Here is a 25,478-nt window from a genome sequence, read left to right on the forward strand (position 1 = left end):
ATCAGCACGATCGGCTTGTGGCCCGCCTGCTGCAGCCGCCGCAGCGCCATGATCGGCATGAGATGACCGACATGCAGACTGTCCGCGGTCGCGTCGAAGCCGGCATAAACAGGCACGACGCCGGCCGCAAAGGCGCCGTCGACGCCCTTGATGTCAGTCACCTGGTTGACATATCCGCGCTCGATCAGCGTCCGGGAGATCGCCGAGCGCGGCTCAAAGGCATCGGTGGGGTTGTCGGATATTGTCATCGGTACTCTCCATGGCATTGCCGCCAGGGAGCACTGAACAAACCAAAGCCGCCTGACGGCGGCTTGTTTCAAGGCATGATCGAAACGCGCCGCTCCCTATGGAGACGTCGCATAATAGGTGGCAGCGATGAGCGCGGTTTTGATCATGCGGTGGTTGTAGCTGGGAAATGGGGGAGGCGGCAAGGGGTGGCGCCGTCGCACACCTTGAAACAGTCTCCCCCTAGAACGTCCTACTCGCGTGGTCCGTTTTTATAACTATAATATAACCGGTGTATTTCAATGCTCATGGCGCGCTCCCGGGCACCATTGACAGATGTTTCCAAAGTGACTTGTGAATCGTCATTCTTTCTGCGTCGTTCAGTGTGGTATTTCCTCTAAATATCCACCGGTTTCTTCGGCTCACACTTCCCATGCTGTTCCTTACAGCAAAATCATTTCCCAAAACACCTATCCTGTATAGATCTGATAATGTTCTGCTTATATCTCTTTTGTTGAATAGCTCATTTACTTCCGAGTCGCTTTCGTATTTCTTCGCGACTCTGCTCTCAATATCAATTTTTTTAAAGTGAGTGCTGAATCCAAGAAAGAATCGCTGGAGAGCCGCGATCTTCTCTGTTCTATAGGATGCCAAAAGTTCTTCTGTTATTTCGAGCCATGTCTGCCTTGAGTACTCAAGCGATGTTTGATCAAAATGCGCTGTCGTAAAAGAGTCGGATTCATTGTTGTAATCGCGAGCTACACGTAATAGTCTAACGATATCTCTGGGTCTGTAGTATGAGGAATTCAATATGAACTTAAAGTAATCTTGATTGTTGATCTTTTCCGGGAAGAATTTTCTCCATACTTCGCTTACGGGAGTTTCTGAGGAGACAGATATCTTTCTCGCTACTATTTTCAGTAAGGGGTGCTCTGGCCCGTCCGTTGACGACGACCAATCTAGGCGGTCACCGTAGTCGTCCACGTCCCGACCAATCTCGTGTCCAAGCTCCAGCACTGAATGAAGGACCTCAGTTCTTAGAGATGAAATGAGAAATATCCGTCTGCCATACTCTGCAGACTCCGCATTAATGTGAGATATAGCGTAGATTAAATCTCTAATGATTCGCCTATCTCTATCGAATTGCTCAGGGGTTTGATAAAATAGTTCCAGCTCGTCAAAGAAGATGTATAGATTCTTTTGTTGTCTTATGCTTTTCAGTAACTCGGAGCAGGCTCTGTTTATGTCTGAAAGTGAGGCTTTTCCGGATTCTTCTGATCTAGATACTATTTCGACTCCAAGTTCTAGCGCTACACCCAGCGCATCTCCAGAGAATTTCAATGTGCCTGACGACAGCTTTGAGAACATTGCTCCAATTGCGCCGCCAATTCTGTTCTCTGACAGGCCAGTTATTTTATAGAGTTTTATTGCATAGGTATCATTATAGCCTGAATCTCTGAGCTTTGTCGCTATCTTTTGATAAATCAGCCATTTCCAAGACTCCTTAAAGTCCTGAATGAACGCCGACACATCGTTGACGCTTACTATCTGATACCCTGCGCTTGCCGAAAGCTTCTGTCTGTCTTCTTCAGTAACATGTGTCTTGAATAGTATAAGTTCTGAATGGCTACCTTCTCGAACGACCTTGTCGTGCAGATATCTCAAAAGAGCTGTCTTCCCCGTTCCTTTCAGTCCGAGGATGAAATACTTTTCGCCGCTTAGGTATTTATCGATATCTATCCTTTCTGGAATCGAGTATGAATCAAAAAATGTTCTATCTCCAGCTCTTGAATTCTTGAGTATTTCGTTTTTGGCATCTACATCGCCGAAGTTAATGCTCTTTAACGCCAATTTCTTCCCCATTTGAATCTCGATCTTAGGTGCAATTTACGATATAGATCGAAATTAGCAATCCCTCGTTGATTGCGAGTGGGCCCCAGCCATACGGTGGCAACTTCGCCGTCGTTCGTCATCGGGCTTGTGTAACGAAAGGGGCCAGTTCGTTCGGTGTCTGTGCCGGGCAGATGTCGTCGATGGTCGCTTTTGGAAGATGGCACTCGGATGATCTCCCCCGGTGGGAAAGATGCCCCTCTTGTGGCAGGAGGAGGTTTGTCCCTCACTATTGTGCCGGACATTTCCCCCACAAGGGGGGAGATTGAGCTCGGCTCGCCCTTGCGGACCACCTGTCGTTTTTTCCCAGAACCGCGTTCTTGCCTTTGCGGAGCTACCTTCCCGGCCGCCCCGTCTTCCCCTTCGTCCGGCCTTTTTGTCGCTTCTGGTCGGCCGGGTCTTCATAGGACCCGACACCCGCCTTCGCCCGGGTGAGAACCGGCTTCTCCGGCATATGGCCGATGACCGGCTTTTCCGTGCGGCCGACGGTCATTTCGTCGAGGGTGTTGCGGCGGAACAGCGATTTGTCCGCGCCGGCAGGCGTGGCAACGTCGCGGCCCATTTCGTGGAGGTCGGGTTTGCGGAACAGTGGGGTTTCCGTGTCGGTGCCCGGGCCCATGTCGTCGAGGGACGGTTTTTGGAAGAGGGACTTTTCGTCCTTGGTCTTGGATCCTCGGGTCGGGCCCGAGGATGACGGAGAAGACGGGGATGCCGGGGAGGAGGCGACCTTGCGGCTCCTCTCCAGTGACTTCGCCTCTTCCCGCGCCATCGGGTCGTCCATGGCGGCGAGTTCGGCGGCCTTGAGGCGTTTGATTTCGTCGCGGAGGCGCGCGGCCTTTTCGAAGTCGAGGTCGGCGGCGGCGTCGCGCATCTGTTTTTCGAGCGCGTTGAGGTGGGCCTGCAGGTTGTTGCCGACCAGGTGGCCGCCGTCTGCAAAGCCCTTGCCGGCGACGCCGGAGATGTCGGCGCGGACGTGGTCCTTTTCGTAGACCGAGTCGAGGATGTCGGAGATCTTCGCCTTCACCGATTCCGGCGTGATGCCGTTGGCCTCGTTGTAGGCCATCTGCTTTTCGCGGCGGCGGCTGGTCTCGTCCATGGCGCGCTGCATCGAGCCGGTGATCTGGTCGGCATAGAGGATGACCTTGCCGTCGACGTTACGGGCCGCGCGGCCGATGGTCTGGACCAGCGAGGTTTCGGAGCGCAGGAACCCTTCCTTGTCGGCGTCGAGAATGGCGACGAAGCCGCACTCGGGAATGTCGAGGCCTTCGCGCAGAAGGTTGATGCCGACGAGCACGTCGAAGGCGCCGAGGCGCAGATCGCGGATGATCTCGATGCGCTCCAGCGTGTCGATGTCGGAGTGCATGTAGCGCACGCGAATGCCCTGTTCGTGCAGGTATTCGGTCAGGTCTTCGGCCATGCGCTTGGTGAGCACGGTGACGAGCGTGCGGTAGCCGGCGGCCGCCGTCTCGCGGATTTCGCCCAAGACGTCGTCGACCTGGGTTTTCGCCGAGCGCACTTCGACCGGCGGGTCGATCAGGCCGGTCGGGCGGATGACCTGTTCGGCAAAGACGCCGCCGGACTGTTCCAGTTCCCACGAGCCGGGGGTCGCCGAAACGGCGATCGTGTCCGGGCGCATGGCGTCCCATTCCTCGAAGCGCAAGGGGCGGTTGTCCATGCAGGAGGGCAGGCGGAAGCCGTATTCGGCCAGCGTCGCTTTGCGGCGGAAGTCGCCGCGATACATGCCGCCGATCTGGCTGACGGAGACGTGGCTTTCGTCGATGAACAGCAGCGCATTGTCGGGGATGTATTCGAACAGCGTCGGCGGCGGCTCGCCGGGATTGCGGCCGGTCAGGTAACGCGAATAGTTCTCGATGCCGGCGCAGGAGCCGGTCGCCTCCAGCATCTCGATATCGTAGCGGGTGCGCTGTTCCAGTCGCTGCGCTTCGAGCAGGCGGCCGCCCTTTTCCAGTTCGGCCAGGCGGTGCACCAGCTCTTCCTTGATCGCCTTGATGGCGCCGTTCAGCGTCGGGCGCGGGGTCACATAGTGAGAATTGGCGTAGATCTTGACCGACTTCAGGTCGCCGGTCTTCTGGCCGGTCAGCGGATCGAACTCGGTGATCGCGTCGATCTCGTCGCCGAACATGGAGATGCGCCAGGCCGCGTCTTCCAGGTGGGCCGGGAAGATCTCGATGGTATCGCCGCGCACGCGAAAAGAGCCGCGCTGGAAATCCATGTCGCGGCGCTTGTACTGCTGCGCCACCAGGTCGGCGAGCAGCTGCCGCTGGTCGAGCCGGTCGCCGACGCTCATCTGGAAGGTCATGGCGGTATAGGTCTCGACCGAGCCGATACCGTAGATGCAGGAGACCGAGGCGACGATGATGCAGTCGTCGCGCTCGAGCAGCGAGCGGGTGGCCGAGTGGCGCATGCGGTCGATCTGCTCGTTGATCGAGGACTCCTTCTCGATGAAGGTGTCCGAGCGCGGCACATAGGCTTCCGGCTGGTAATAGTCGTAATAGGAGACGAAGTACTCGACCGCGTTATCAGGGAAGAAGTTCTTGAACTCGGAATAGAGCTGGGCGGCGAGCGTCTTGTTCGGCGCGAGGATGACGGCGGGGCGCTGCGTCGCCTCGATCACCTTGGCCATGGTGAAGGTCTTGCCCGAGCCGGTGACGCCGAGCAGCACCTGGCTGCGCTCGCCCGAATTCAGGCCCTCGACCAGATCGGCGATCGCCGTCGGCTGGTCGCCGGCCGGCTGGTACTCCGACGCCATGCGGATCTCGACGCCGCCTTCGGATTTCGGCGGCCGGGCCGGGCGGTGCGGGGTCCAGAGCTTGCCGTCCTTGAACAGCGGGTTGCCGCTCTCGATCAGTGCCGACAGCGCCTCGACGGTGGCGGTGACGCCCGAGGTGGAGGTCAGCTTGGCGGCGTCTTCCAGGGAGACGTCGAGGCCGGCCACCGGATTGAGGCCGGCGGCAGCGCGGGTCTTCGGGTCGGTCGAGCCGCCCATGGAGGTGCCGCGCGCCGACTTGCTGCCGACGATCTCGACCTTGCCCTTCTTGCCCGCCTTCTTCGGCTGCGCCTCGTCATCGGCGCCGGCTGCCTTGCGCGCGGCCTTGGAGGCGGCGATCTCCACCGTCTTGCGGTGCTTGCCGGCCTTGGAGGCGATCTCGCGCTGGGTCTCGAATGCAGACGATTCCGCTTCCGCCTCGAGCTGCTTCACCCAGTCGGAGACATTGCCTGATAGAGGCGTGCCTGACAAAGGCGCCTGGGGCGCTTCTTCGAAACCGGACGGCGTGGAGGGCTTCGGCGGGGCATTCTTCGGAGCTTTGGTCATGGCGGGGAATATGGAGAGAGTCCGGCGGAAAGTGAAGGGGCGAAGGAGTACAAAAAGGCAACATTTCTCGGCTCACGCGCCAGCCGCCGGAAGCGCCATTCACGCCTGAAATCATCGGTTTTCAACCAAGGCTGGCCGAGAAGCCGTCGCCGCCTAACCCTTACGGTTGCGCACCTGACGCTGCGTTACCCCGATTGGGCGAGAAGACACCAAAGCCTGCCACGTGATAACAATAGTTCTTTGGAGGGTGCCATGTTCTGCTTGCGTGGTGCCGCATTCGTGCTTTGTGCCGTGGTCCTTGGCCCGATGTCTGCGTCTGCCGCCGAACCGGTCGGCAAGGCGGTGGAAATCCGGACGGCCGTCAGCGGTGCGCGCGGTGCGATCGCGGTCAGAGACCCTGTTTACCGGGATGAACGGATTTCGACCTCGAAGTCCGGCCTCGGCCAGTTCGTCTTCGAGGATGGCACCAAGCTTGCCGTCGGCTGGGGCTCGTCCGTGGTCATCGACAAGTTCGTCTATGACGACAAGAAGTCGGTGAAGAAACTCACCATCATGGCGGCCAAGGGGACGTTCCGCTGGATCAGCGGCAAGTCCGGCCATTCGGCCTATGAGATCGTCACGCCGGCCGGGACCATCGGCGTGCGTGGCACTGCCTTTGATTTCTTCGTCGGCCCCGATGGCACCACCGCCGTCGTGCTGCTGAGCGGCGCTGCGGATTTCTGCGGCCCTGGCGGCTGCCGGCAGCTGACGCAGCGTTGCGACTGCGTCGTCGCCAAGCCCGGTCGTCGCGCCAGCGAGCCGACACGGGTCAGCCGCACGACGCTGAAGACGCTGGGCAATGCCCAGGCGCTGCCGTTCCTGTCCGGCGGACAACGCCTGTCCGGAGCGATCGGCTGGGTGGGCGGCGGTTGCGGGCTGCGCGCGGCGCAGTTCGAGGGCACCACCCGTACGGTGCCCGAGCGTCCGGCTCCCGTCGAAAGGAAACCCCGCGAGGAGAAGCCGCCACCGAAGGTCGAGGAAAAGCCCCGGGATCCGGGCCCGCAGCCAGAGAACCCCGGCGATCCCGGACCGCAGCCTCAGACCCCCGGTGATCCGGGTCCGCAGCCGCAAAACCCTGGTGATCCGGGCTCGCAGCCGGATAACCCCGGCGATCCCGGTCCACGCAACGACACCCCCGGCGACCCGGGACCGCAAAGCGGCGGTGGCGGCGATCAACCGAGCGGGGATCAGGGAACGCAACAGCATCAAGGCGAAAGCCACGATTGAAGCGGCGGCAAAAGGCTCGACTCGGGAGATCCTGAGCGAGTAGCCAAATCACTGTGCCTCGCTGCCATCCTGAAACGAGGCCGCCGATGCTCGGTATGCTCCAGGATATCAGTTTCGGGATGCGGTAAGCGCAAACCGCCCTGCGACTGGTGCATGATCGCTCCACGAAAGTATTTCATGGTCAGCGGCCTGATATTTCCTCATGTATCCTGTGAGGTATATGCGAAGGCCGCCCTGCGCCGGAAAACTCACTCGGCCGGACGCTTGGCGCTTTCTTCCGTCGCCTGGGAAAAGTGGTCGGCGCGGCGGCCGATCCGGGCGTAGAAGCCGGCGAGCGCCGGCGTCAGCGCCGCTGCCTTCAGCTTGGCGGCGTTGATGATGCTGCGGCTGGTCTGCGTTCGGGCGCCGAGTGCGGCAACCAGCCGATCGTGCAGGCCGCGCAGATCCTGAAAGGCGGGCGAAGCGGCGAGGTTTTCGTCGCCGGCGACGGCATAGACCCGCGTTCGCGTCGTCTTGCCCTTGAGTCCGAGGGCGCCGGCGTCGAGCATGGCATGGTCCGGCAGAGCCTGGGCGGTGGCCTCGGACACCAGAATGTCGATGTTGACGTCCTTGCAGGCCGCTTCGATGCGTGCGGCGATGTTCACGGTGTCGCCGACGGCGGAATAGTTGAACCGCGTCTCGGCGCCCATGTTGCCGACGCAGGCAAGCCCGGTGTGGATGCCGATGCCGATGCGCACCTCCTGATCGGCGCCGAAGCCGAAGGCATTGTCGGCGTTGAGCCGCGCCAGCGTCTCGCGCATGCCGAGCGCCGCGCGCACTGCCTTTTGCGGATGGTTGGCGACGTCGACCGGCGCATTCCAGAAGGCCATGATCGAATCGCCGATGAACTTGTCGAGCGTGCCCTCGTTGGCCAGCACGTGCCGGCTCAGCGCATCGAGCAGTGTGTTGAGAAAGGCGACGACCTCGGTCGGCGTCATGCGCTCGCTCATTTCGGTGAAGCTGCGCACGTCGACGAACATCACGGTGAGCTCGCGATCGTCGCCGCCGAGGCTGAGCGCATTGCGCGTATGCTCGATGCGGTAAAGCAGCGAAGGCGAGAGATAGCGGCCGAAGGCCTGCCGCACCTCGCGGCGTTCGCGATCGGTCACCAGGAAGCGATAGGCTGTGGCCGCGAAATGGGTGATCGAGGCGGCGAGGATCGGCGCCAGCGGATCGAAGAGCCGTCCGCCATAATAAAAGGCGATCCAGGAAGCGACGAGCGCAAGCACCGTCACCGCCAGGCCGCAGACGAGCGCCACCACCGGGCTGACGAAGGTGGTGAGCAGCACCAGCAGCGTTCCGGCAAGCGCGATCGAGAGAATTTCGAGCCCGTTCGCCCAATCCGGGCGCGAGAGATAGCGGCCGGAGAGGATCTGCTCGACGATCTGTGCGTGGATCGAAACACCAGGCACGTTCTGGCCGAGCGCGGTCGTGCGCACATCCTGCAGTCCGGCCGCCGAGGTGCCGATGAAGACGATGCTGCCTTCGATGCCGGCGCGGATATCCGGCGATGGCTCGCCATCGGCAAGAATGCGGCGGGCGGAGATATAGCGTTCCGTCGTGTCCGGCGTCACATAGAGCCAGACCTCGCCGGTCGACATCAGCGGCACGACGAAGTCGCCGATCTTGACCGCCGTCAGCGTGTTGGCGACGTCGGGTGCGGCGGCCAGCACATAGGTCGAAGCGCCCTGGGCCACCCGCAGAGCCTCCATTGCGAGGCTCGGGTAGAACTGTTGGCCGTCGCTCAGGAACAGCGGGGCGGTGCGCACCACCGCCGAGGAGGAGCCGGGATTGAGGCTGATATGGCCGAGGCCGGCGGCATTGGCCTCGAGCTGCGGCCTGAGCGGCGTCGCGGCCCGCAGGCGCGGCGGCGCTTCGTTGGCGCTTTCGCCGGTCAGGGCAAAGCCGGCCTTGACCGGCGGCAGGTAGCTGCCCTCGTTGGTCAGGCCGAAGCCGAGCACAACGGGCTTGTCGCGGATCGCTTCGGCGAAGATCTCGTCATTGTCGGGCAGGGTGGCAAGGAAGGAGGGATCGACGCCGCCGACATCGCGCACCACCGTGCGCGGCGACAGGCGGTCCGGCTCGGCAAAGAGCACGTCGAAGGCGATTGCGGCGGCCCCCATCTCGCTCAGGCGGTTGGTCAGCTTCGCCAGCCGGTCGCGCGGCCAGGGCCATTGGCCGAGCTCGCGCAGCGATGCCTCGTCGATATCGACGATCTTGACCGGCATCGGCTCGAACTGGCGTGGCGCTATGCGCTGGTATTCGTCGAAGGTGACGTCGCGCGCCTGGCGCAGCAACTGCGGATCCTGGGCGCGCAGGATGGTGAAGAACGCCACCACCGTCATGCCGATCAGAACCCCGAACAGTTGCGATCGTGTCATGGCGGCCTACGGAACCATGGGCAGGCCCGCCTTGACGAGCCCGTCGTTGAAATGCGCGTGGTCGGCGGGATCGACATAGGCGGTAAAGAAGCGCCAGTAGCGCGGCACGTCGCTCGGTGCGTTGGCGATCGCTTCCGGAAGGAGCTTGCGCGCCTCGTCGATGCGGTCGAGCTGGCCGAGACAGGTGATCAGCATCACCAGGTTGAAATAGGTGCGGCGCAGGAGCAGCGCCCGCTCGGCGCAGCGCAGGGCTTCGTCGTAATTGCCGAGATGGTAGTGGGCGAGCGCCATACGGTTGAGGAAGAGATAGGTGAGCGGATCGTGCGGGCTCAGCCTCAGCGCCTTGTGCAGCGGGTCCAGCGCCTCGGCGAAACGGCCGATATAGATGCGAGCCCAGCCGAGCGCCATGTGGGCGAGCGCGAAGTTGGAATTGATGTCGATCGCGTGCTGCGCCTCTTCGACCGCTGCATGCGGCCGCTGGGCAGCAAAGTTGGCGAGACACATGACATAGTGGCAATAGGGGTCGTGGTCGTCGATCACCACGGCGTGCGCGGCCTCCGCCTGCAGCTCGGCGCTGTCGCGGTCGATGTCCTTGCTGAAACCGAAGAAGCAGCGGGCAAAGAGCGAGCGGGCGAGCATCATGTGCGCGCGGCCGAATTCGGGATCGAGAGCGATGGCGCGTCGCTGCCACTCGATCGCTTCGTCGAAATGGGCCGCGGAATCCTGCGCGTTGTGCAGCAGCGTGCCGCGCATGTGGCATTCATAGGCGCCGAGATTGTCGGTGCCCCGCAGCTGCGCGCGGCGGTTTTCACCGATCAGGATCTCCGGCTCGATCGCAGCGACCACATGCTGGGTGATTTCGTCCTGGATGGCGAAGAGATCGGCGAACTCGCGCTCGTAGCGCTGCGCCCAGAGGTGGTTTCCGGTCTCGGCCTCGATCAACTGGCCGGTGACGCGCACCCGCGAGCCGGAGCGCCGCACGCTGCCTTCGACGATGTAGCGCACGCCGAGATCCCGGCCGATCTGCTTCACGTCGACGGCGCGGCCCTTGTAGGCGAAGGAGGAATTGCGGGCGATGACGAAGAACCAGCGGTAGAGCGACAGCGCGGTGATGATGTCCTCGGTCAGGCCGTCGGCGAAGAAATCCTGCTCGGGATCGCCGGACATGTTGACGAAGGGCAGCACGGCGATCGACGGCTTGTCGGGCAGCGACAGCGGCATTCCCGGCAGATCCCCGCCGACCGGATCCTCGCGCCAGTCGACGCGGTGGACCAGGACCGGGCGCGGAATGTTCTTCAGCGCGCGCTCGCCGAGCCGCTGCATCGGAAACTCGAGCTTGCCTTCGATCTGGTCGTGCAGGGCGCCGGAAATGCAGATGTCGTTCGGCTGCGCCACCTGCTGGAGCCGGGCGGCCACATTGACCCCGTCGCCGAGCAGATTGCCGCCGTCGACAACCACGTCGCCGAGATTGAGGCCGATGCGGAACTCCATGCGCCTTTCTGGCGGTAGGTCGGCATTGCGGCGCTGAAGGGTTCGCTGGATGGCGACCGCCGCCCGCACGGCCTGTACGGCGCTCTGGAACTCCGCGACCAGGCTGTCTCCGGCCGCGCCGAAGACGCGCCCCCCGTGCTCCGAAGCCAGGCCGGAAATCGTCTCGCAGTAGGTGGCCAGGGTCGCAAGCGTGCCTTCCTCGTCGATCGCGACAAGGCGACTGTAGCCAGCGACATCGGCAGCAAGGATCACGGCGAGCTTCCGTTCCAAGGCGGCGGGCCCCTCCTGCGGCATCTGGTCAGAAGGAAATTAAGCGTAACTTAAATTAGAAAGTCCGAGAAGCGCAAATCGCCCGGATCGGGCCTGAAGACGCTGCACAATGCGCAAAAATGCTCCGCGCTGCTTCTACGACAGATTGTACTCGCCGGCGCTTCCGCGGAGCGGCCGATTGTGCAAGGTTCGCGGCCTTCATGCCGCCGCGCTTGGTTCAGGCCGGCTACCTCTATCGCGCACGGGATCAACAGTGATGGCGCCTTTTTCCATTCGCCGGCTCAACTCCAGTGATGCCGAGGCCTATCGGGCTGTTCGGCTGGACGGGCTGCTGAAGCATCCGGAAGCCTTCGGTGCGTCCTACGAGGACGAGGCCGGCCGGCCGATCGCGCTCACAGCGGAACGCCTTGATAGCGGCTTGGTGCTCGGCGCCTTCGATGGCGATGAAAGGCTCATGGGTGTTGCTGGCCTCGCGATCCCGACGGCTGCAAAGGCAAGGCATAAGGGCACGCTCTGGGGCATGTATGTCTTGCCGGAGGCGCGGGGCACCGAGCTTTCGCAGCTGCTGGTCGACGGGATCGTCGCCGAGGCGCGGGGCAAGGTGGAGCGGCTGTTGCTGACGGTCGTCTCGTCGAACGCTGCTGCCCTCAACCTCTACCGGAAGGCGGGATTTGTCGAATACGGCCTGGAACAGCGCGCGCTGCTGGTCGACGATGTCTATTTCGACGAGATGTTGATGGCCTTGCCGCTTTAAGCGTCTGACGATCCGCCAGGGAACGCGAAGCGGGGTCGACCTCGCGCCGCGCGGCGGTAGGATGGCGCCATCATGCCCCTGATTCGACCGACACGCGAAAGCGACCTTTCCCTTCTGCCCGATATTGAGCGCTCCTCCGGTGAGGCGTTCCGCACGATCCCTGAGCTTGCCTGGATTGCCGACGACGACGTGCAATCGGCGGAAGCCCATGGCGCGTTCCTGCGAACCGGGCTGTCGGTGGTGATCGTCGATGCCTCCGATCGGCCGATCGGTTTTCTTTGTGCCACTATTGCCGACGATGCCATGCATATCTGGCAGCTTGCCGTCGAGGCGGAGCGTCAGGGGCAGGGGCTCGGGCGCATGCTGATGCTGGCGGCAATCGCGCATGCGCGCGTGACTTCGCTTGCCGCCGTCACGCTGACGACGTTCCGCGATCTTGCCTGGAACGAGCACTTCTATCGCAAGCTCGGCTTCGTGACGCTCGATGCGGGCGAACTCGATCCGCGTCTTGCCGAAATCCTTGCCAACGAGGCGAAGCATGGGCTGCCACCGGAGCGACGCTGCGCCATGCGGCTAAGGCTCGCCTGAAGGCGCGCGTCCGCATTCCGGAAAGCCGGCGCTGAAAGATGCTCGTTCGGGCGCGGTGTGGCCGCGCTACCGCCTGATGGCGACCACCTGGCCGCGTGCGAACTGCGAGACCCTGACGCCGCCGGACTGGTTGCCGCCGATCAGCTGGGCCGTCGATTTCGACAGCATGGACAGGATGCCGACGTGATAGCCGCGGCCGGTGCGCACGACGACAACGTCGCCGGGGCGGGCATAGGCGAGCTTCACGGGCGCGCCGAAACGCAGCCAGGAACGGGCGATGCCGAAGCTTTGTGGCGGGCTGCGTCCGGCCTTGCGGGCGACCATGCCCATGAAGTGGCCGCACCAGGGGGTGCGGGCCGGGTTGATGCCGAGTGCTGCACGAAGGGTCTTGTTGTTCTTGACCTCGTGCAGGCCCTTGTATTGCTGTGCCTGGGCGAGCATGCCCGCATTGGCGAAATCAGGTGTCAGTAGCGCGACATAGGCAGCCGCAAGAAACGCCAGGACCTTCATGGTCAGGTCTCCTTGACAAGTTGCTTGGTGCGAACGGTTGGGGCGGCCTGGCAATCGCCGGCATGGCACCCGGTTGCTCAACGGTTTCTCATGTTGGGCGGGGAGATATCAGCGGGCGCACGCGTGCAGGCGTCGAGAAGACGCCGCATCGGGCACGTCGGCGAACCGCGGTAAACGCGGAGCCAGCTTCACGGCAACTGCCGTATCGAAGTGTGGTATTCCCCTGTCTGCCCCGTCGGGCAGCAAAGCTTCATTCACCATGCGCCGGTGCAAAATTGTGGCAAAACCCGTAAAAAACTAGGGCAGGGATTGCAAACGCGCGGAATTGCTGCGCGATTCGCGCCGGCTCGCCACCGTAAGTACTAGAAAAATAGCGGGCGCGCGCGCTCCGGTAGCGGTGCGGGCGTCGAGAAACAGTCGGCACTTGCGCCCATGGGGAGCGCCGGCGCATCGTCTGAAGGTGATTCGCGCGCCGAGGTTCTTCATGTCGTTCACCCTCACTCCGGCCTATCTCTGGCCGATCCTTTTGCTCCTTGTCTCCAACGTGTTCATGACCTTCGCCTGGTACGGTCACCTGAAGTACACGTCATCGCCGCTCTACATGGCCATCGTCGCCAGCTGGGGCATCGCCTTCTTCGAGTACTGCCTGGCGGTGCCTGCCAACCGCATCGGCCACCAGGTCTATTCGGCGGCGCAATTGAAGACGATGCAGGAAGTCATCACGCTTCTGGTGTTTGCCGCGTTCTCGGTCTTCTGGCTGAAGGAATCGATCGGATGGAACCACCTCGTCGGGTTCTCCCTGATTGCCATCGGCGCCTCCTTCATCTTCAAGGGGTGAAGGACGTCCGGCAATTGACGGTAAACATCGCTGCAAACGCAAAAGGCAGGGCGAAAGCCCTGCCTTTTTCCATTGCTTGCGATTTGCGGTCGCCGACCCGGCGTCAGACCACGGCTGCCACGGCCGGCGCGACATGTGGCCAGACCTCGACCCAGCCGCGATAGATCATGTCGAGCGCGACATAGAGGATGATTGCGAGACCGATATAGGCGATCCAGTGGTGGCGGTTGAGCAGCCGGGCGATGAAGCCGGCGGCGATGCCCATCATGGCGATCGAAAGCGCAAGGCCGATCACCAGGATCGTCGGATGTTCGCGGGCGGCACCGGCAACGGCAAGCACGTTGTCGAGCGACATCGAGACGTCGGCGACGACGATCTGGATGGCCGCCTGCATGAAGGTCTTCCTGGGCGCCTCGGAGCCTTGTCCGCTTTCGCCTGCAGCATTTGCTGCCTGCTGCTCGCGAATTTCACGCCACATCTTCCAGCAGACCCAGAGCAGCAGAATGCCGCCGGCGAGCAGCAGGCCGATGATTTCGAGCAGTTGCACCGTGACGCTGGCGAGCGCGATGCGCAGCACGGTGGCGGCGATGATGCCGACGAGAATGACCTTCTTGCGTTGGTCCGTCGGCAGGCCGGCGGCAGCGAGACCGATCACGACGGCGTTGTCGCCAGCGAGAACGAGGTCAATGACGATGACTTGAAGAAGCGCAGCCAGGCCGGCAGCGGTAAAGATTTCCATGATGCAACAGTCCCCCGACCTGCATATGCAAGATACAGATATGACTAACGGATAAAGCACTGCCGTGCCGCTGGATCAAGACCGCCGGGCGGAAATCCTCAACGACGGCCCTGCGGCGTCTCAATCGAGAAGATCGAAAGCGCGGTACATCCAGACCAGCTGGTAGGCGACGGCTGCGACGACGAAGACCGCGTGAAAGCGCCGGTTCGGGGTCCAGGCGGCGGCAATGCAGAGCAGGATGTAGACGGCGTTGCGTGCCGGATACTCAAGGCCGTAGGACGCGAAATAGGCCTTTCCCTTCAGCGCGGTGTCGACGAGATCGACGGCGAAGGCAAGCGCCAGCGCGCCGAAGAACCAGGCCCGGCGCGACATGAAATAATGTTCGTAGTCGCTGTAGTCGTCGAGCGTCGTTGGAAACAGCATGACGCAGAGAAAGAAGAAGACGCAGCAATAGAGAACGACGAACAGGTAGACGCTGACATCGATCACCGCCAGCGAATGCAGGTGGAACTCCCACCACCAGAAGTGCACGAGGAAGACGAACATGAACAGGACCCAGCCGAGGTGGATCCAGTAGACGCGCGTCTTGCCGGGATGCTGGACGAAGAGTGCAATGCCGCTCAAAAGCCGGGCGAGGCTCAGGCTGACGATCATGCCCATGACGACGCGGATATGCGAGAAGATCTCCGGGTCGGTATGGGTAGGCTCCATGCGCCGCGCTCCTATTCTTCCGCCGGCACCGGCTTCGGTTTGCCGTTCTCGTCGAGCGCGACCATGACGAAGATCGCGTCCGTCACCTTTTCCATCAGATGCGAGAGATAACGCTGCGCCCAGGCTTCGACCTTGAGCGTCATCGAGGTACGGCCGACCTTGACCACGTCCGTATAGATGCAGAGCGTGTCGCCGATCTTGACCGGCAGCGCGAAGGCCATTTCCTTGACCGCCGCCGTGACGACGCGGCCGCGCGCCCGTTCCGCGGCGCGGATGCCGCAGGACAGGTCCATCTGCGCCATCACCCAGCCGCCGAAGATATCGCCCGCCGCATTGGCATCGCCCGGCATCGCGAGCGTGCGCAAGGTGAGTTCGCCGGTCGGTCTCGTCTGTTCGGTCATGCAGCAGTCTCCCTGTTGGAGACAAGATGTAACCCGAGCGCGCTTCCAGAGGGAAGAGCCGGTGCCGCACAAATGCCGGCGAAGTCCTCGAACTGCCGGCTCGTTAGACTTTCGCATAAGCTGATTGAGAATTGTCAAATTTAGGGGGTGCTCGTTAGGAGCTTTGCAAAGACCTGACCCTAACCTGCAGGCTCTGGGAGTGCCTGCCGGCTATGCCGCAGCGGCCAGGATTCGGGGCGGCGCGGGGAGCGCCGAGGGGCAGGGGATTGGCAATGAAGAAATTCAGGATTTCGGCGCGCCTCTACGCGCTGGTGGCATTCGCGCTTTTGACCATGGCGGCGGCGCTGACCTTCGGTCTGTTCCAGGCGCAGGAAAAGCTCGTCGGCGAACGCAAGGCAATGCTTGCCGCGATGGACGAGAACGCGATCGCCGTGTTCGACGCCTATCACAAGCTGGAAGTGGCCGGCACGCTTTCGCGCGAGGAAGCGCAAAAGCGCGCGCTCGAAGCGATCAAGGCGATGCGCTACCAGGGCAGCGGCTATTTCTGGGTCAACGACATGCATCCGACCATGGTGATGCATCCGATCAAGCCGGAGCTCGACGGCAAGGACCTGACCGAAAACAAGGATCCCAACGGCAAGCAGCTCTTCGTCGAGTTCGTCAAGACCGTCGAAAAGAGCGGCCAGGGTTTCGTCGATTACTATTGGCCGAAGCCCGGTGCCGACGCGCCGGTGCTGAAGTATTCCCACGTCGCCGGCTTCAAGCCCTGGGGCTGGGTGGTCGGGACCGGCGTTTATGCGGACGATCTGGCGGCGATGTTCCGCGAGCGTGCCTGGCAGGTTGCCGGCATTCTTGCCGCTGCCGCGCTCGCCATCCTGATGGCGGCGCTGGCGATCGTGCGCAGCGTCATCAAGCCGGTTGAGAAGCTGAAGGCCTCGATGCGGGCGATCGCCGACGAGGATCTTTCCTCTGAGGTGCCCGAAACCGACCGTGGCGACGAGATCGGCCAGATGGCCAAGGTCCTCGTGGTGCTGCGCGACTCGGTGCGCGAACGGCTGGAGCTGCGCTCGCGCGAGGCAGAGCAGCAGGAGCGCTTGAGCTCTGAACGACGCGGCAACGAGCAGCGCCAGCGGGCGACGGCCGAGGCCCAGGCCGAGACGATGGAAACCGTCGGCGCGGCGCTCGAACTCTTGGCAAGCGGCGACCTCACCGCCGAGATCGGCCACATCGCGCCGGAATACGGCAAGCTGCGGGATGACTTCAACACCGCCGTCGCAGCGCTTCGCGATGTCATCGGCTCGATCTCGCATTCGACCGAGATCGTCACCGCTAGCGCCGGCGACATTTCCGAGGCCGCCAACAATCTGTCCCGCCGCACCGAGCAGCAGGCAGCCGCCCTTGAGGAGACAGCCGCGGCGCTCGACGAAATCACCTCGACGGTTCGCCACGCCTCCGAGCGGGCAAACGAGGCGCGTGCGATGGTCGATCAGACCAAGACCAGCGCCGCAAAGTCCGGCGGCATCGTGCGCAATGCCATCGACGCGATGGGGCGGATCGAGAGCTCCTCCGGCCGTATCGGTCAGATCATCGGCGTCATCGACGAGATCGCCTTCCAAACCAACCTGCTGGCGCTCAATGCCGGCGTCGAGGCGGCGCGTGCCGGCGAGGCGGGCCGCGGCTTTGCCGTCGTTGCCCAGGAAGTGCGCGAGTTGGCGCAGCGTTCGGCCGGTGCCGCCAAGGAGATCAAGGAACTGATCAGCGCCTCGGTGCGCGAGGTCGGCGCCGGCGTCGACCTGGTCCGCTCCACCGGCGAGGCGCTTTCGGAGATCGAGGCGCAGGTCAACCGCGTCAACGAGCAGGTGGCCTCGATCGCGACGGCCGCCCGCGAGCAGGCGACCGGGCTGCAAGAGGTCAATGTCGCCGTCAACAGCATGGACCAGATGACCCAGCAGAACGCCGCGATGGTGGAGGAGACCACAGCAGCGAGCCAGACGCTGGCGGCCGAAAGCCGCGAGCTGAAGTCGCTGCTGACGAAGTTCCGGCTGCAACCTTCAGGCTCGCACGCAGGTTACGGCCGCGCCGCCTGATCCATAGGTTTGTCGATTGCGACCCGCGCGGCACGCCGCGCGGGTTTTTCATGCGGGTCTGACCGCAATGCTGTCGCAAGGATCGCTGTTTAGGTGCCGCCGTCATCACACCGGTTGTCGTGTACGGAGACATTCTCCGTCTTGACCTCAGCACCGCCGGGGATAGATACGCGAGAAGCGGGAGGTGTTCGACGGGGCGTCGCTCCGGTTGCCGGCCGCTGCACCAGAGGGGACACCATGGCACTTCTCAAACTACTTCTGACCCGGCCGATCGCCTTGCTGATGCTGGTGCTCGGATTTCTTTCCGCCTGTACCGTGGTCGTCGATGAGCCGCGGCCGGGGCCGAGGCCCACGCGCCCGCAGGCCTGCACGATGGAATATGCGCCGGTTTGCGGCGAGCGCGGCAATCGCACGCGCAGTTTCCCGAATTCCTGCCAGGCGCGTGCCGATGGCTTCAACGTCATCCACCGCGGCGAGTGCCGCCCGGACTACCGTCCGCCGGAGCGTCCGCCCCAGGCCTGCACCATGGAATACATGCCGGTCTGCGGCCAGCGCGGCGGTCGCATGCAGACTTTCCCGAACTCCTGCCAGGCGCGCTCCGAGGGCTTCCAGGTGATCGGTCGCGGCGAATGCCGCAGGGAGGACGACCGTCCGTCCGAGGGTCAGTTCTGCACCCGCGAATACGCCCCGGTCTGCGGCCAGCGTGGCAGCCGCATCGAAACCTTCTCCAACGCCTGCGAGGCGGGTGGTGCCGGTTTCCAGGTCATCCATCGCGGCGAGTGCCGCTAACCCCTGCGCGATCCAGTCTTGAGCATGCGAGCCCGCGTCCGATGAGGACGCGGGCTCTTTTTTCATCATATAGCGGCCGGCTCTCGCCCGGCGCACCCAATTTCCTGCAGGTGATGCGCAAGCCTTCGTTTACCGTATTTGAATAAAATCCCAGGCAAATCAGCCTTTTCGACCGCTGTGCCCGGTTTGCGACACAGGCAAAAGGCAGCAATTGCAGGTGCTGCGGCAACCATTGCGTGCCAATCGAGCGCAAGGCGGCTGCAGGGGCAGCGGGGCGAAGACGGTGGTCTTTCTGGCCATCTGGAGGAAGGCGCAGTTCGGTATGGCCTATGTTACTCGTCTCCATCGCCCGCTGACGGCGCTCGTTCTCTCGTTTTCGCTCGTCACCTGCTCGACCGATGACGCGTTGTCGCCGCCCGGCCGCATCGATGGCGGGGCGCGGGTCGGGTCGATCGGGCCGGTTCCTGTCGATGCCGTGCCGGCAGAGGAGGTGGCCGCCTATCCCGCCGCCACGCAACCGTCGACCTTCCAGGCCAATCCGCAGCATGCGGCGCCCCAGCAGACGCGCCGCGCGCTTCCGATGCTCGATAGCGACGAGGCTGTGGCCACGGGCGCGCAACCGCCAGGCGCCGGCTCGAGCCCTATTCCGCAAGAGGGCGTCAACATGGATGCGATGCTCGGCGTCGAGCAGCCCGTGGTGGGGCTCGCGGAAGAGCAGAGCAACGACATCGCCGAGGGCAATGCCAGCCAGCCGGTGGTCGGCGGCATTGGGGACGAGAATGTGCGTCAGCTCGGCGGCGCAAACAGCGCAGCACCGGCCGAGGCGAACCTTGGCTATGATCCGGATCTGCCGCCGCTGTCGCCGGACAAGATGGCCGCCGACGAGGCGCAGCGCGCCCGCGCCATGGAACGGCAGCGCGCCCTTCAACGCACGCAGGAGCCACAGCAGGTCGCCTTCCTGCCGCGCGCCAACAATCCGATGTCGACGCCCGACGATACCGGCGCGATGCCCGGTTCCGAAATCGCCTGCCGCCAGCGCCTGAAAAAGCTCGGCGTCACCTTTCGCGACATTCCGCGCATCAGCAACGGTCCGTCCTGCGGCATCGACTATCCGATCGAACTCAGTGGCCTCTCCGGCGGCATCGGCGTGAAGCCGGCGGTGAAGCTCAATTGCGAGGTGACCGAGGCTTTTGCGAAATGGGTGAAGTACGAACTCGCGCCGTCGTCGCGCTACCGCTACTGGTCCGGCATCAAGACGATCAAGCCGCTCGGCGGCTACTCCTGCCGCACCATGAACTCGCGTCGCGGCAATCCGATGTCTGAACATGCGCGCGGCAACGCCATCGACGTCGGCAAGTTCGTGCTTAAGAACGGCAAGGAAATCGACGTGCGCAAGCCAGGATTTTTCGCCTTCCGCGAGAAGGCGCTGCTGAAGGCCGTTCGCTCCGACAGCTGCAAGTACTTCAACACCGTGCTCGGCCCGGGCAGCGATCCGTTCCACAAGGACCACTTCCACTTTGACCTCAGAACCCGCAAGACCGGCTATCGGCACTGCGATTAGTGGTTCGGTCGGTCCGCAGCTGTGCTTTCGAGCCGCCGGCTACCGACGCTCGGAAGCTGGCAAAAAAAAGAGGCCGGCGGGGAGGCCGGCCCAACGACCGGAGCAAAAGGGGGAGGCTCCGGCGTGCAAATCACGAGCGCAAATCAAAGGGCGATGTCGCGGCCCGCGCGTTGCAAACTGATCGAAGAGCGTCACGGTTTCGTGACAACCGGGCGCAATTGCTGCGGTCGGCCGGGGAAATCTTGCGCCGGCTTTCGTTCGAATGCGTTGCTGGCCGGCTGCCGGCGAAGGTCTGCGGACCGCGCCGATTCTCTAATTAAGTAGTATTATACTTTAGGTTTTAGTCCAACTGGATCGTGTTCCGAACGGTTGCCCCAAATATGGCGATTCGCGACTTTTCCGAATCTTGTTATAACTAACTGAAATTTCTATCTATTTTTCTGCGCGCAACAAAACCTCGGAATGCCGGGGCCATGCTGATCTTTCCCTTTCGTCTGGTTTTGTAATAAGTAATACGATATTATATTAGTTCGTATAACAATCTTGGATAGTGTCTGGTCGGCCGCTACAAGCATTGGGGGCCCTACTCACTCCTTGACGCCACAGGAGGGACGAAATGGGAACGGTCATGCAATTTCCGGGAATGCGCAGCGATATGGCTGTGCACGCCGCCGAAGTCTCAAAAATCCTCAGGACACTTGCCAACCGCAATAGGTTGCTGATCGTGAGCGCCTTGCTCGAGGGCGAGCATTCTGTCGCAGCGCTCGAGGAAATGCTGGGCATTCGCCAGCCCACGCTTTCGCAGCAATTGACGGTGTTGCGGGATGCCGGCATTGTCTCGACCCGTCGGCAGGCCAAGCAGGTTTTCTATCGGCTTAGTCACGACAAGGTGGCGCGTCTCGTAGGCGCGCTCTATCAGATCTTCTGTCGGGATGGTTCTAAAGCATGAATGAATACGGGAATGCGCTGGCGGGCGGGCTGTTGATTGGCCTGTCGGCGGCGATCCTGATGGTGGCCAATGGCCGGGTGGCCGGCATCAGCGGCATCGCAGGGCGCCTGCTGCAGGGCGTACAGGCTTCGTCGGGCGCGTTGTTCGTGCTGGGGCTGATCGCCGGACCGGTGCTGTACCGTCTCATTTTCGATGCCTGGCCGTCGGTGACCGTGACGGCCTCCTGGCCGCTTCTCGTGGCTGGCGGCCTGCTGGTGGGCTTCGGCTCGCGCATGGGCTCGGGCTGCACCAGCGGTCATGGTGTCGTCGGGCTTGCAAGGCTGTCGCGTCGCTCGATGGCAGCGGTTGCCACTTTCATGGCAGCGGCGATCGTCACCGTCTTCGTTGCGGGTTTCTTCGCATGAACAGCGCCTTGCTCCGCCTTGCCGCGGCGCTCGTCTCCGGCGTCGTATTCGGGTTCGGTCTTTCGCTGTCCGGCATGCTCGATCCGGCCCGCGTGCGCGCATTCCTAGATATCACCGGCAACTGGAACCCCAGCCTTGCCTTCGTGCTCGGCGGGGCCGTCTTCGTTTCGGCGCTCGGCGTTCTCGTGACGCGCCGGCTGAAGCGCCCGCTGTTCGACGAAAGCTTTCATCTGCCCAACAACCAGGTCATAGACCGCCGACTGATCGTCGGCTCGGCGATCTTCGGCGTCGGCTGGGGGCTGGTCGGGCTTTGCCCGGGTCCGGCGCTCGCCTCGCTGTCGCTTGGCTTGCCGGCAACGGTGCTCTTCGTGGTGGCAATGCTGGCCGGGATGTTGGTCCATGACCGGCTGGTCGACCGCAGGCTCCCGAGGCCGACAACGGCCGGAGCGGGCACCGATACGCGACTGTCTCAGCCGCGTTGACGCACAGTCATCTTGTTTTTTCATTCCAGCCGGCTGCAAATCGGAATGAATTGTCCCATATAGGGCGGGACCTCAAGACTCTGCCCCTCCTTCCGGATCAGTTTTCATGGCGCCAATCGTTTCCGTTTCCAATCTGTCGAAGACCTATGCCTCCGGCTTCAAGGCACTGAAGGGCGTCAGCCTCGATATCGAGGAAGGCGAGATCCTGGCGCTGCTCGGGCCGAACGGCGCCGGCAAGACGACGCTGATCTCGATCATCTGCGGTATCGTCAATCCGAGCGGCGGAACGGTGATGGTCGGGGGCCACGATGTGGTGCGCGATTTCCGCGAGACCCGCGCGATGATCGGGCTCGTGCCGCAGGAGTTGACCACCGACGCCTTCGAGACCGTGTGGAACACCGTCTCCTTCTCCCGCGGGCTGCACGGCAAGAAGCCGAACCCCGCCCATATCGAGAAGGTGCTGAAGGACCTGTCGCTCTGGGACAAGAAGGACAACATGCTGCGCGAGCTTTCGGGCGGCATGAAGCGGCGCGTGCTGATTGCCAAGGCGCTGTCGCATGAGCCGCGGATACTCTTCCTCGACGAGCCGACGGCCGGCGTCGACGTCAACCTGCGCAAGAGCATGTGGGACGTGGTCGAGCGCCTGCGCGCCTCGGGTGTCACGATCATCCTGACGACGCACTACATCGAAGAGGCGGAAGAAATCGCCGACCGCATCGGCGTCATCAACGGCGGCGAGATCCTGCTGGTCGAAGACAAGGCTGCGCTGATGTCGAAGCTCGGTCGCAAGCAGTTGCGCGTCGATCTCGCCCATCCGCTGGAGGGGGTGCCCGAGGTGCTTTCGGGCTACAACCTGACGCTCGAAGGCGCTGGCCATTGTCTGATCTACGATTACGACACCAGCGCGGAGCGGACCGGGATCACCACCCTGCTTGCTGCCCTGGCTGAGGCCGGCATCAGGCTCAAGGACATTTCCACGCGGCAGAGCTCGCTGGAAGACATTTTCGTCGAAATCGTGGGGGCAGGGCGATGAACATCGAAGCGATCAAGTCGATCTATTTCTTCGAGATGGCCCGCACCCGCCGCACGCTGCTGCAGAGCGTCGTGTCGCCGGTCATTTCCACCTCGCTCTATTTCATCGTCTTCGGGGCGGCGATCGGCGGACGCATCCAGGAGATCGACGGCGTCTCCTATGGCGCCTTCATCACGCCCGGCCTGATGATGCTGACACTTCTGACGCAGTGCATCGGCAACGGCTCCTTCGGCATCTACTTCCCGAAGTTCACCGGCACGATCTACGAGGTGCTTTCCTCGCCGGTCTCGATGGTCGAGATCGTGCTCGGTTATGTCGGAGCGGCGGCGACCAAGGGGCTGATGATCGGCACGATCATCCTGCTGACGGCGTCTCTCTTCGTCGACCTGACGATCGCTCACCCCTTCGTGATGGTCTTCTTCTTCGTGCTGACGGCGATATCCTTCAGCCTGTTCGGCTTCATCATCGGCATATGGGCCAAGGATTTCGAGCAGCTGAACCTGATCCCGATGCTGGTGATCCCGCCGCTCGTATTTCTCGGCGGCAGCTTCTACTCGATCAAGATGCTGCCGCCCTTCTGGCAGGCTGTCAGCCACTTCAATCCAGTGCTCTATCTGATCAGCGGCTTCCGCTGGAGCTTCTTCGAGGTCTCCGACGTCAGCCCGATCTTCAGCGCCGTGATCATCATCGCCTTCCTGACGGTCTGCATGTCTGTGCTCGCCTGGATCTTCCGCACCGGCTACCGCCTGCGAAACTGACGGCCACCGGTCGTCAGGGTGCCGGCGCTGGCACGGCTCCGCTGGCATAGGCGATGATCGTGCTGGCGGCGACCATCGCAAGCAGCGCCTGAAGAATCGTGACCAGGACGTGGAGGAGCGACCGCACGGCGGAAAGCCCGAGGTCGGCCATGAACCAGCGCGTTTCGGCAACGATGTACCAGACGATCGAGGCGACCACGAAGACGACGCCGACGGAGGTGAAGGCGTTGTGCCCGGCAAGCAGCAATTGGCCGCCGAGGCTGATGGCAAAAGCGAAGGGTGCGGTGACATAGCACTGGCTGAAGAAGGGCGGACGCAGCGTGTCACGCGTCAGCTTCGCGCCCTTGCTGCGCAGGAGCTTCACCGCCATCAGCAAGGGCAGAATGCTGAAGGCGACGGCGCGAAACATCAGCAGGTTGGAGTCCGAGGCAAGCAGCGACGTCGCGGTCCACGGAACAGCCTGCCTGACGAGGCCAAGCTCCAGCGCGTGTGCCAGAAGCAGCGTGATCAGCAGAAAGAGCGGTGGGCTCAGCGCATCCGAATACTGGTCCTGAAGCTCGTCGCCAAGCTCGACGTCGGCATAGCGCATCATCGCCTGCGGGTGGCGCAGCGTGCGCCACAGGGTCAGCGGATAGAACAGCAGCCAGCAGACGAGCTCGTAGAGCAGCTCTTCGATCGACTTCAGCAGTCGCATGAAATCCATGAGCGGCTCCTCTGCCAGGATTGATCGGGCCGGAGCAGTGACCGGCCGGATGTGCGGTCAGTCGCGCAGGCGCAGCTCGTCGGTGCGCATCTGCAGCATCTCCAGCGTCGACAGGAAGCTCATGCCCAGCAGGCTCTGGTCGAGCTTGCCTTCGGCTGCAACGGTCGCACCGATGTTGCGGCGCGTGATCGGGCCGATCGAAATCTCCTGAAGCATCACCGGGGCTGCCTGGGCCCGGCCATTGGCTGTCATGACGGTGACGATGTAATTGAGGTTGGCCGGGTCGAGGCCGATCTTTTCCGCATCTTCATAGGTGAGGGCGATGCTGCTGGCGCCGGTATCGACCAGCATGCTGATGTCCTTGCCGTCGACCGTCGCGGTGGTCTCGAAATGACCGTTCAGCATCTTCTGCAGCACCACTTCCTGCTGGCCTTCGCTGTCGGTGATGATGGTGGCGCGGCCGGGGACGAGGCCGGCGAGCAGGCGGTTGCCGAAGCCCTGCAGCTCGAAGCGGTAGACATAGGCCGAGACCAGCGCCAGAACGACGAAGAGCCAGATGGCGATCTGGCGCAACCCTTCGCCGAAGCGGTGGCGGCTTTGCAGGATACCGGCGCCGATGAGCGTGGCGATGGCGCCGAGCGAAACCAGTTGTCCGAACTGGTCGTTGGCAAGCCCCATGGTGCGGCCAGTGTCGTGGTTGACGATCAGCAGGACGAGACCGATGGCCAGGATCGAGAGCAGGATGGCAAGACGGGTCATGCTTCGCCGCGTTCCCTCGCCATGCGCGTGCGCCGGGTTTCACGCCGCGGCTTGCGTTCGACGGTCTCGAGGCGCTGAGGCAACGCGCTCATGATCGCCCGGCGTTCGGCATCGGTATAGAGCGTCCAGCGTCCGACTTCGTCGCGGGTGCGGCCGCAGCCGAAACAGTAGCCGGTCTTGTCATCGATCGAACAGACGAGAATGCAGGGAGATTCCATGGGCGTGCTCAGTTTTCCCTTGATATATCGATGTTTCAAACCGTCAGCGCAAGGGCACCGAGTACGGCGATTTCGGTCAGTTGCTGCGTGGCTCCGATCGTGTCGCCCGTTTGTCCGCCGATCTTGCGTATTGCCAGCCGAGCAAAACCCTTGACGGTGGCAAGGAATGCGACGAGCGCTGCGACGAGGCCGAGCGCCGGAACCTGCGCAAGATAGAAGAGCAGCATCGCGACAAGAACGCCCGAAGCGAGCGCGAAGCGCGTGGCCGCCGGCTCGGGCGCGCCGGCCGCTGCCGCGA

General features: G+C 62.7%; 24 protein-coding genes and 1 pseudogene. 12 read left to right on the forward strand and 13 right to left on the reverse strand.

Annotation, left to right across the window (positions count from 1 at the left end; translation table 11 throughout):
* The 3 genes and pseudogenes from L981_RS31000 to uvrB form a co-directional block, all read right to left on the reverse strand.
* Positions 1 to 248 (reverse strand): annotated as a pseudogene (locus L981_RS31000) (tyrosine--tRNA ligase); the annotation flags it as partial.
* 283 nt (positions 249 to 531) lie between these two features.
* Entirely contained in the window at positions 532 to 2,088 is a 1,557-nt protein-coding gene (locus tag L981_RS34840) for a P-loop ATPase, Sll1717 family (protein WP_156134304.1), read from the reverse strand.
* 361 nt (positions 2,089 to 2,449) lie between these two features.
* Positions 2,450 to 5,449 carry an excinuclease ABC subunit UvrB gene (uvrB, locus tag L981_RS31005; protein ID WP_043625986.1) on the reverse strand — a complete coding sequence of 1,000 codons (3,000 nt, stop codon included), beginning with the start codon at positions 5,447 to 5,449 and terminating at the stop codon, positions 2,450 to 2,452.
* Between the two features lie 252 nt (positions 5,450 to 5,701).
* On the opposite strand from uvrB, the gene L981_RS31010 reads away from it, so the two are divergent.
* Positions 5,702 to 6,715: a FecR domain-containing protein gene (locus L981_RS31010; RefSeq protein ID WP_052202117.1), complete on the forward strand. Its 1,014-nt coding sequence runs from the start codon at positions 5,702 to 5,704 to the stop codon at positions 6,713 to 6,715.
* 248 nt (positions 6,716 to 6,963) lie between these two features.
* Here the strand turns inward: L981_RS31010 and L981_RS31015 are convergent, their stop codons facing one another.
* Positions 6,964 to 9,135 (reverse strand): CHASE2 domain-containing protein, encoded by a 2,172-nt coding sequence (locus tag L981_RS31015; RefSeq protein WP_043625989.1) that lies wholly within the window; start codon positions 9,133 to 9,135, stop codon positions 6,964 to 6,966.
* A gap of 6 nt (positions 9,136 to 9,141) precedes the next feature.
* On the reverse strand, positions 9,142 to 10,896 hold the full coding sequence (locus L981_RS31020; RefSeq protein ID WP_043625992.1) for an adenylate/guanylate cyclase domain-containing protein: 1,755 nt from the start codon (positions 10,894 to 10,896) through the stop codon (positions 9,142 to 9,144).
* Between the two features lie 256 nt (positions 10,897 to 11,152).
* On the opposite strand from L981_RS31020, the gene L981_RS31025 reads away from it, so the two are divergent.
* Positions 11,153 to 11,650 (forward strand): GNAT family N-acetyltransferase, encoded by a 498-nt coding sequence (locus L981_RS31025; RefSeq protein WP_043625995.1) that lies wholly within the window; start codon positions 11,153 to 11,155, stop codon positions 11,648 to 11,650.
* Positions 11,651 to 11,722: 72 nt separating this feature from the next.
* Positions 11,723 to 12,238, forward strand: coding sequence for a GNAT family N-acetyltransferase (locus L981_RS31030; RefSeq protein ID WP_043625998.1), 516 nt, complete (start codon positions 11,723 to 11,725; stop codon positions 12,236 to 12,238).
* Between the two features lie 66 nt (positions 12,239 to 12,304).
* Here L981_RS31030 and L981_RS31035 read toward each other — a convergent pair whose 3' ends face one another.
* Positions 12,305 to 12,748 (reverse strand): TIGR02594 family protein, encoded by a 444-nt coding sequence (locus L981_RS31035; RefSeq protein WP_043626001.1) that lies wholly within the window; start codon positions 12,746 to 12,748, stop codon positions 12,305 to 12,307.
* 484 nt (positions 12,749 to 13,232) lie between these two features.
* On the opposite strand from L981_RS31035, the gene L981_RS31040 reads away from it, so the two are divergent.
* A complete protein-coding gene (locus L981_RS31040; RefSeq protein WP_043626004.1) occupies positions 13,233 to 13,586 on the forward strand; it encodes a DMT family protein in 354 nt (117 codons plus the stop codon).
* 103 nt (positions 13,587 to 13,689) lie between these two features.
* Here the strand turns inward: L981_RS31040 and L981_RS31045 are convergent, their stop codons facing one another.
* The 3 genes from L981_RS31045 to L981_RS31055 form a co-directional block, all read right to left on the reverse strand.
* Entirely contained in the window at positions 13,690 to 14,325 is a 636-nt protein-coding gene (locus tag L981_RS31045) for a TerC family protein (protein ID WP_043626006.1), read from the reverse strand.
* A 120-nt stretch (positions 14,326 to 14,445) separates the two neighbouring features.
* Positions 14,446 to 15,036, reverse strand: coding sequence for a hypothetical protein (locus L981_RS31050; protein WP_043626008.1), 591 nt, complete (start codon positions 15,034 to 15,036; stop codon positions 14,446 to 14,448).
* Between the two features lie 11 nt (positions 15,037 to 15,047).
* Entirely contained in the window at positions 15,048 to 15,437 is a 390-nt protein-coding gene (locus L981_RS31055) for an acyl-CoA thioesterase (protein ID WP_043626011.1), read from the reverse strand.
* 272 nt (positions 15,438 to 15,709) lie between these two features.
* Here L981_RS31055 and L981_RS31060 point away from each other — a divergent pair, with 272 nt between their 5' ends.
* The 8 genes from L981_RS31060 to L981_RS31095 all read left to right on the forward strand — a co-directional run bounded on the left by L981_RS31060 (position 15,710) and on the right by L981_RS31095 (position 23,500).
* Positions 15,710 to 17,524 carry a methyl-accepting chemotaxis protein gene (locus L981_RS31060; RefSeq protein WP_043626013.1) on the forward strand — a complete coding sequence of 605 codons (1,815 nt, stop codon included), beginning with the start codon at positions 15,710 to 15,712 and terminating at the stop codon, positions 17,522 to 17,524.
* Positions 17,525 to 17,761: 237 nt separating this feature from the next.
* Positions 17,762 to 18,313: a Kazal-type serine protease inhibitor domain-containing protein gene (locus L981_RS31065; protein ID WP_043626014.1), complete on the forward strand. Its 552-nt coding sequence runs from the start codon at positions 17,762 to 17,764 to the stop codon at positions 18,311 to 18,313.
* Positions 18,314 to 18,635: 322 nt separating this feature from the next.
* The gene (locus L981_RS31070; protein ID WP_043626039.1) at positions 18,636 to 19,874 is read left to right on the forward strand and encodes an extensin family protein; all 1,239 of its coding nucleotides are present in this window, start codon (positions 18,636 to 18,638) and stop codon (positions 19,872 to 19,874) included.
* 616 nt (positions 19,875 to 20,490) lie between these two features.
* Entirely contained in the window at positions 20,491 to 20,823 is a 333-nt protein-coding gene (locus L981_RS31075) for a metalloregulator ArsR/SmtB family transcription factor (protein WP_043626019.1), read from the forward strand.
* On the forward strand, positions 20,820 to 21,227 hold the full coding sequence (locus L981_RS31080) for a YeeE/YedE family protein (protein ID WP_043626022.1): 408 nt from the start codon (positions 20,820 to 20,822) through the stop codon (positions 21,225 to 21,227). Before L981_RS31075 ends, L981_RS31080 begins: the two co-directional genes overlap by 4 nt.
* Positions 21,224 to 21,709: a YeeE/YedE family protein gene (locus tag L981_RS31085; RefSeq protein WP_052202118.1), complete on the forward strand. Its 486-nt coding sequence runs from the start codon at positions 21,224 to 21,226 to the stop codon at positions 21,707 to 21,709. The genes L981_RS31080 and L981_RS31085 overlap by 4 nt, the downstream gene beginning before the upstream one ends.
* A gap of 106 nt (positions 21,710 to 21,815) precedes the next feature.
* Positions 21,816 to 22,742, forward strand: a complete 927-nt coding sequence (locus L981_RS31090; protein ID WP_043626023.1) for an ABC transporter ATP-binding protein — start codon at positions 21,816 to 21,818, stop codon at positions 22,740 to 22,742.
* Positions 22,739 to 23,500 carry an ABC transporter permease gene (locus L981_RS31095; protein WP_043626024.1) on the forward strand — a complete coding sequence of 254 codons (762 nt, stop codon included), beginning with the start codon at positions 22,739 to 22,741 and terminating at the stop codon, positions 23,498 to 23,500. The genes L981_RS31090 and L981_RS31095 overlap by 4 nt, the downstream gene beginning before the upstream one ends.
* Before the next feature lie 13 nt (positions 23,501 to 23,513).
* On the opposite strand, the gene L981_RS31100 is transcribed toward L981_RS31095, so the two are convergent.
* The 4 genes from L981_RS31100 to L981_RS31115 all read right to left on the reverse strand — a co-directional run.
* A complete protein-coding gene (locus L981_RS31100) occupies positions 23,514 to 24,203 on the reverse strand; it encodes a hypothetical protein (RefSeq protein WP_052202119.1) in 690 nt (229 codons plus the stop codon).
* 57 nt (positions 24,204 to 24,260) lie between these two features.
* Positions 24,261 to 24,962 (reverse strand): TIGR02281 family clan AA aspartic protease, encoded by a 702-nt coding sequence (locus L981_RS31105; protein ID WP_043626027.1) that lies wholly within the window; start codon positions 24,960 to 24,962, stop codon positions 24,261 to 24,263.
* Complete coding sequence (locus L981_RS31110; RefSeq protein ID WP_043626030.1) at positions 24,959 to 25,180, reverse strand: DUF1289 domain-containing protein; 222 nt, start codon at positions 25,178 to 25,180, stop codon at positions 24,959 to 24,961. Before L981_RS31110 ends, L981_RS31105 begins: the two co-directional genes overlap by 4 nt.
* A gap of 35 nt (positions 25,181 to 25,215) precedes the next feature.
* On the reverse strand, positions 25,216 to 25,478 hold a 263-nt coding region (locus L981_RS31115), incomplete at its 5' end, for an adenosylcobinamide-GDP ribazoletransferase (protein ID WP_043626033.1).

The organism is Ensifer sp. ZNC0028 (assembly GCF_000799055.1).
Lineage (GTDB): Bacteria > Pseudomonadota > Alphaproteobacteria > Rhizobiales > Rhizobiaceae > Ensifer.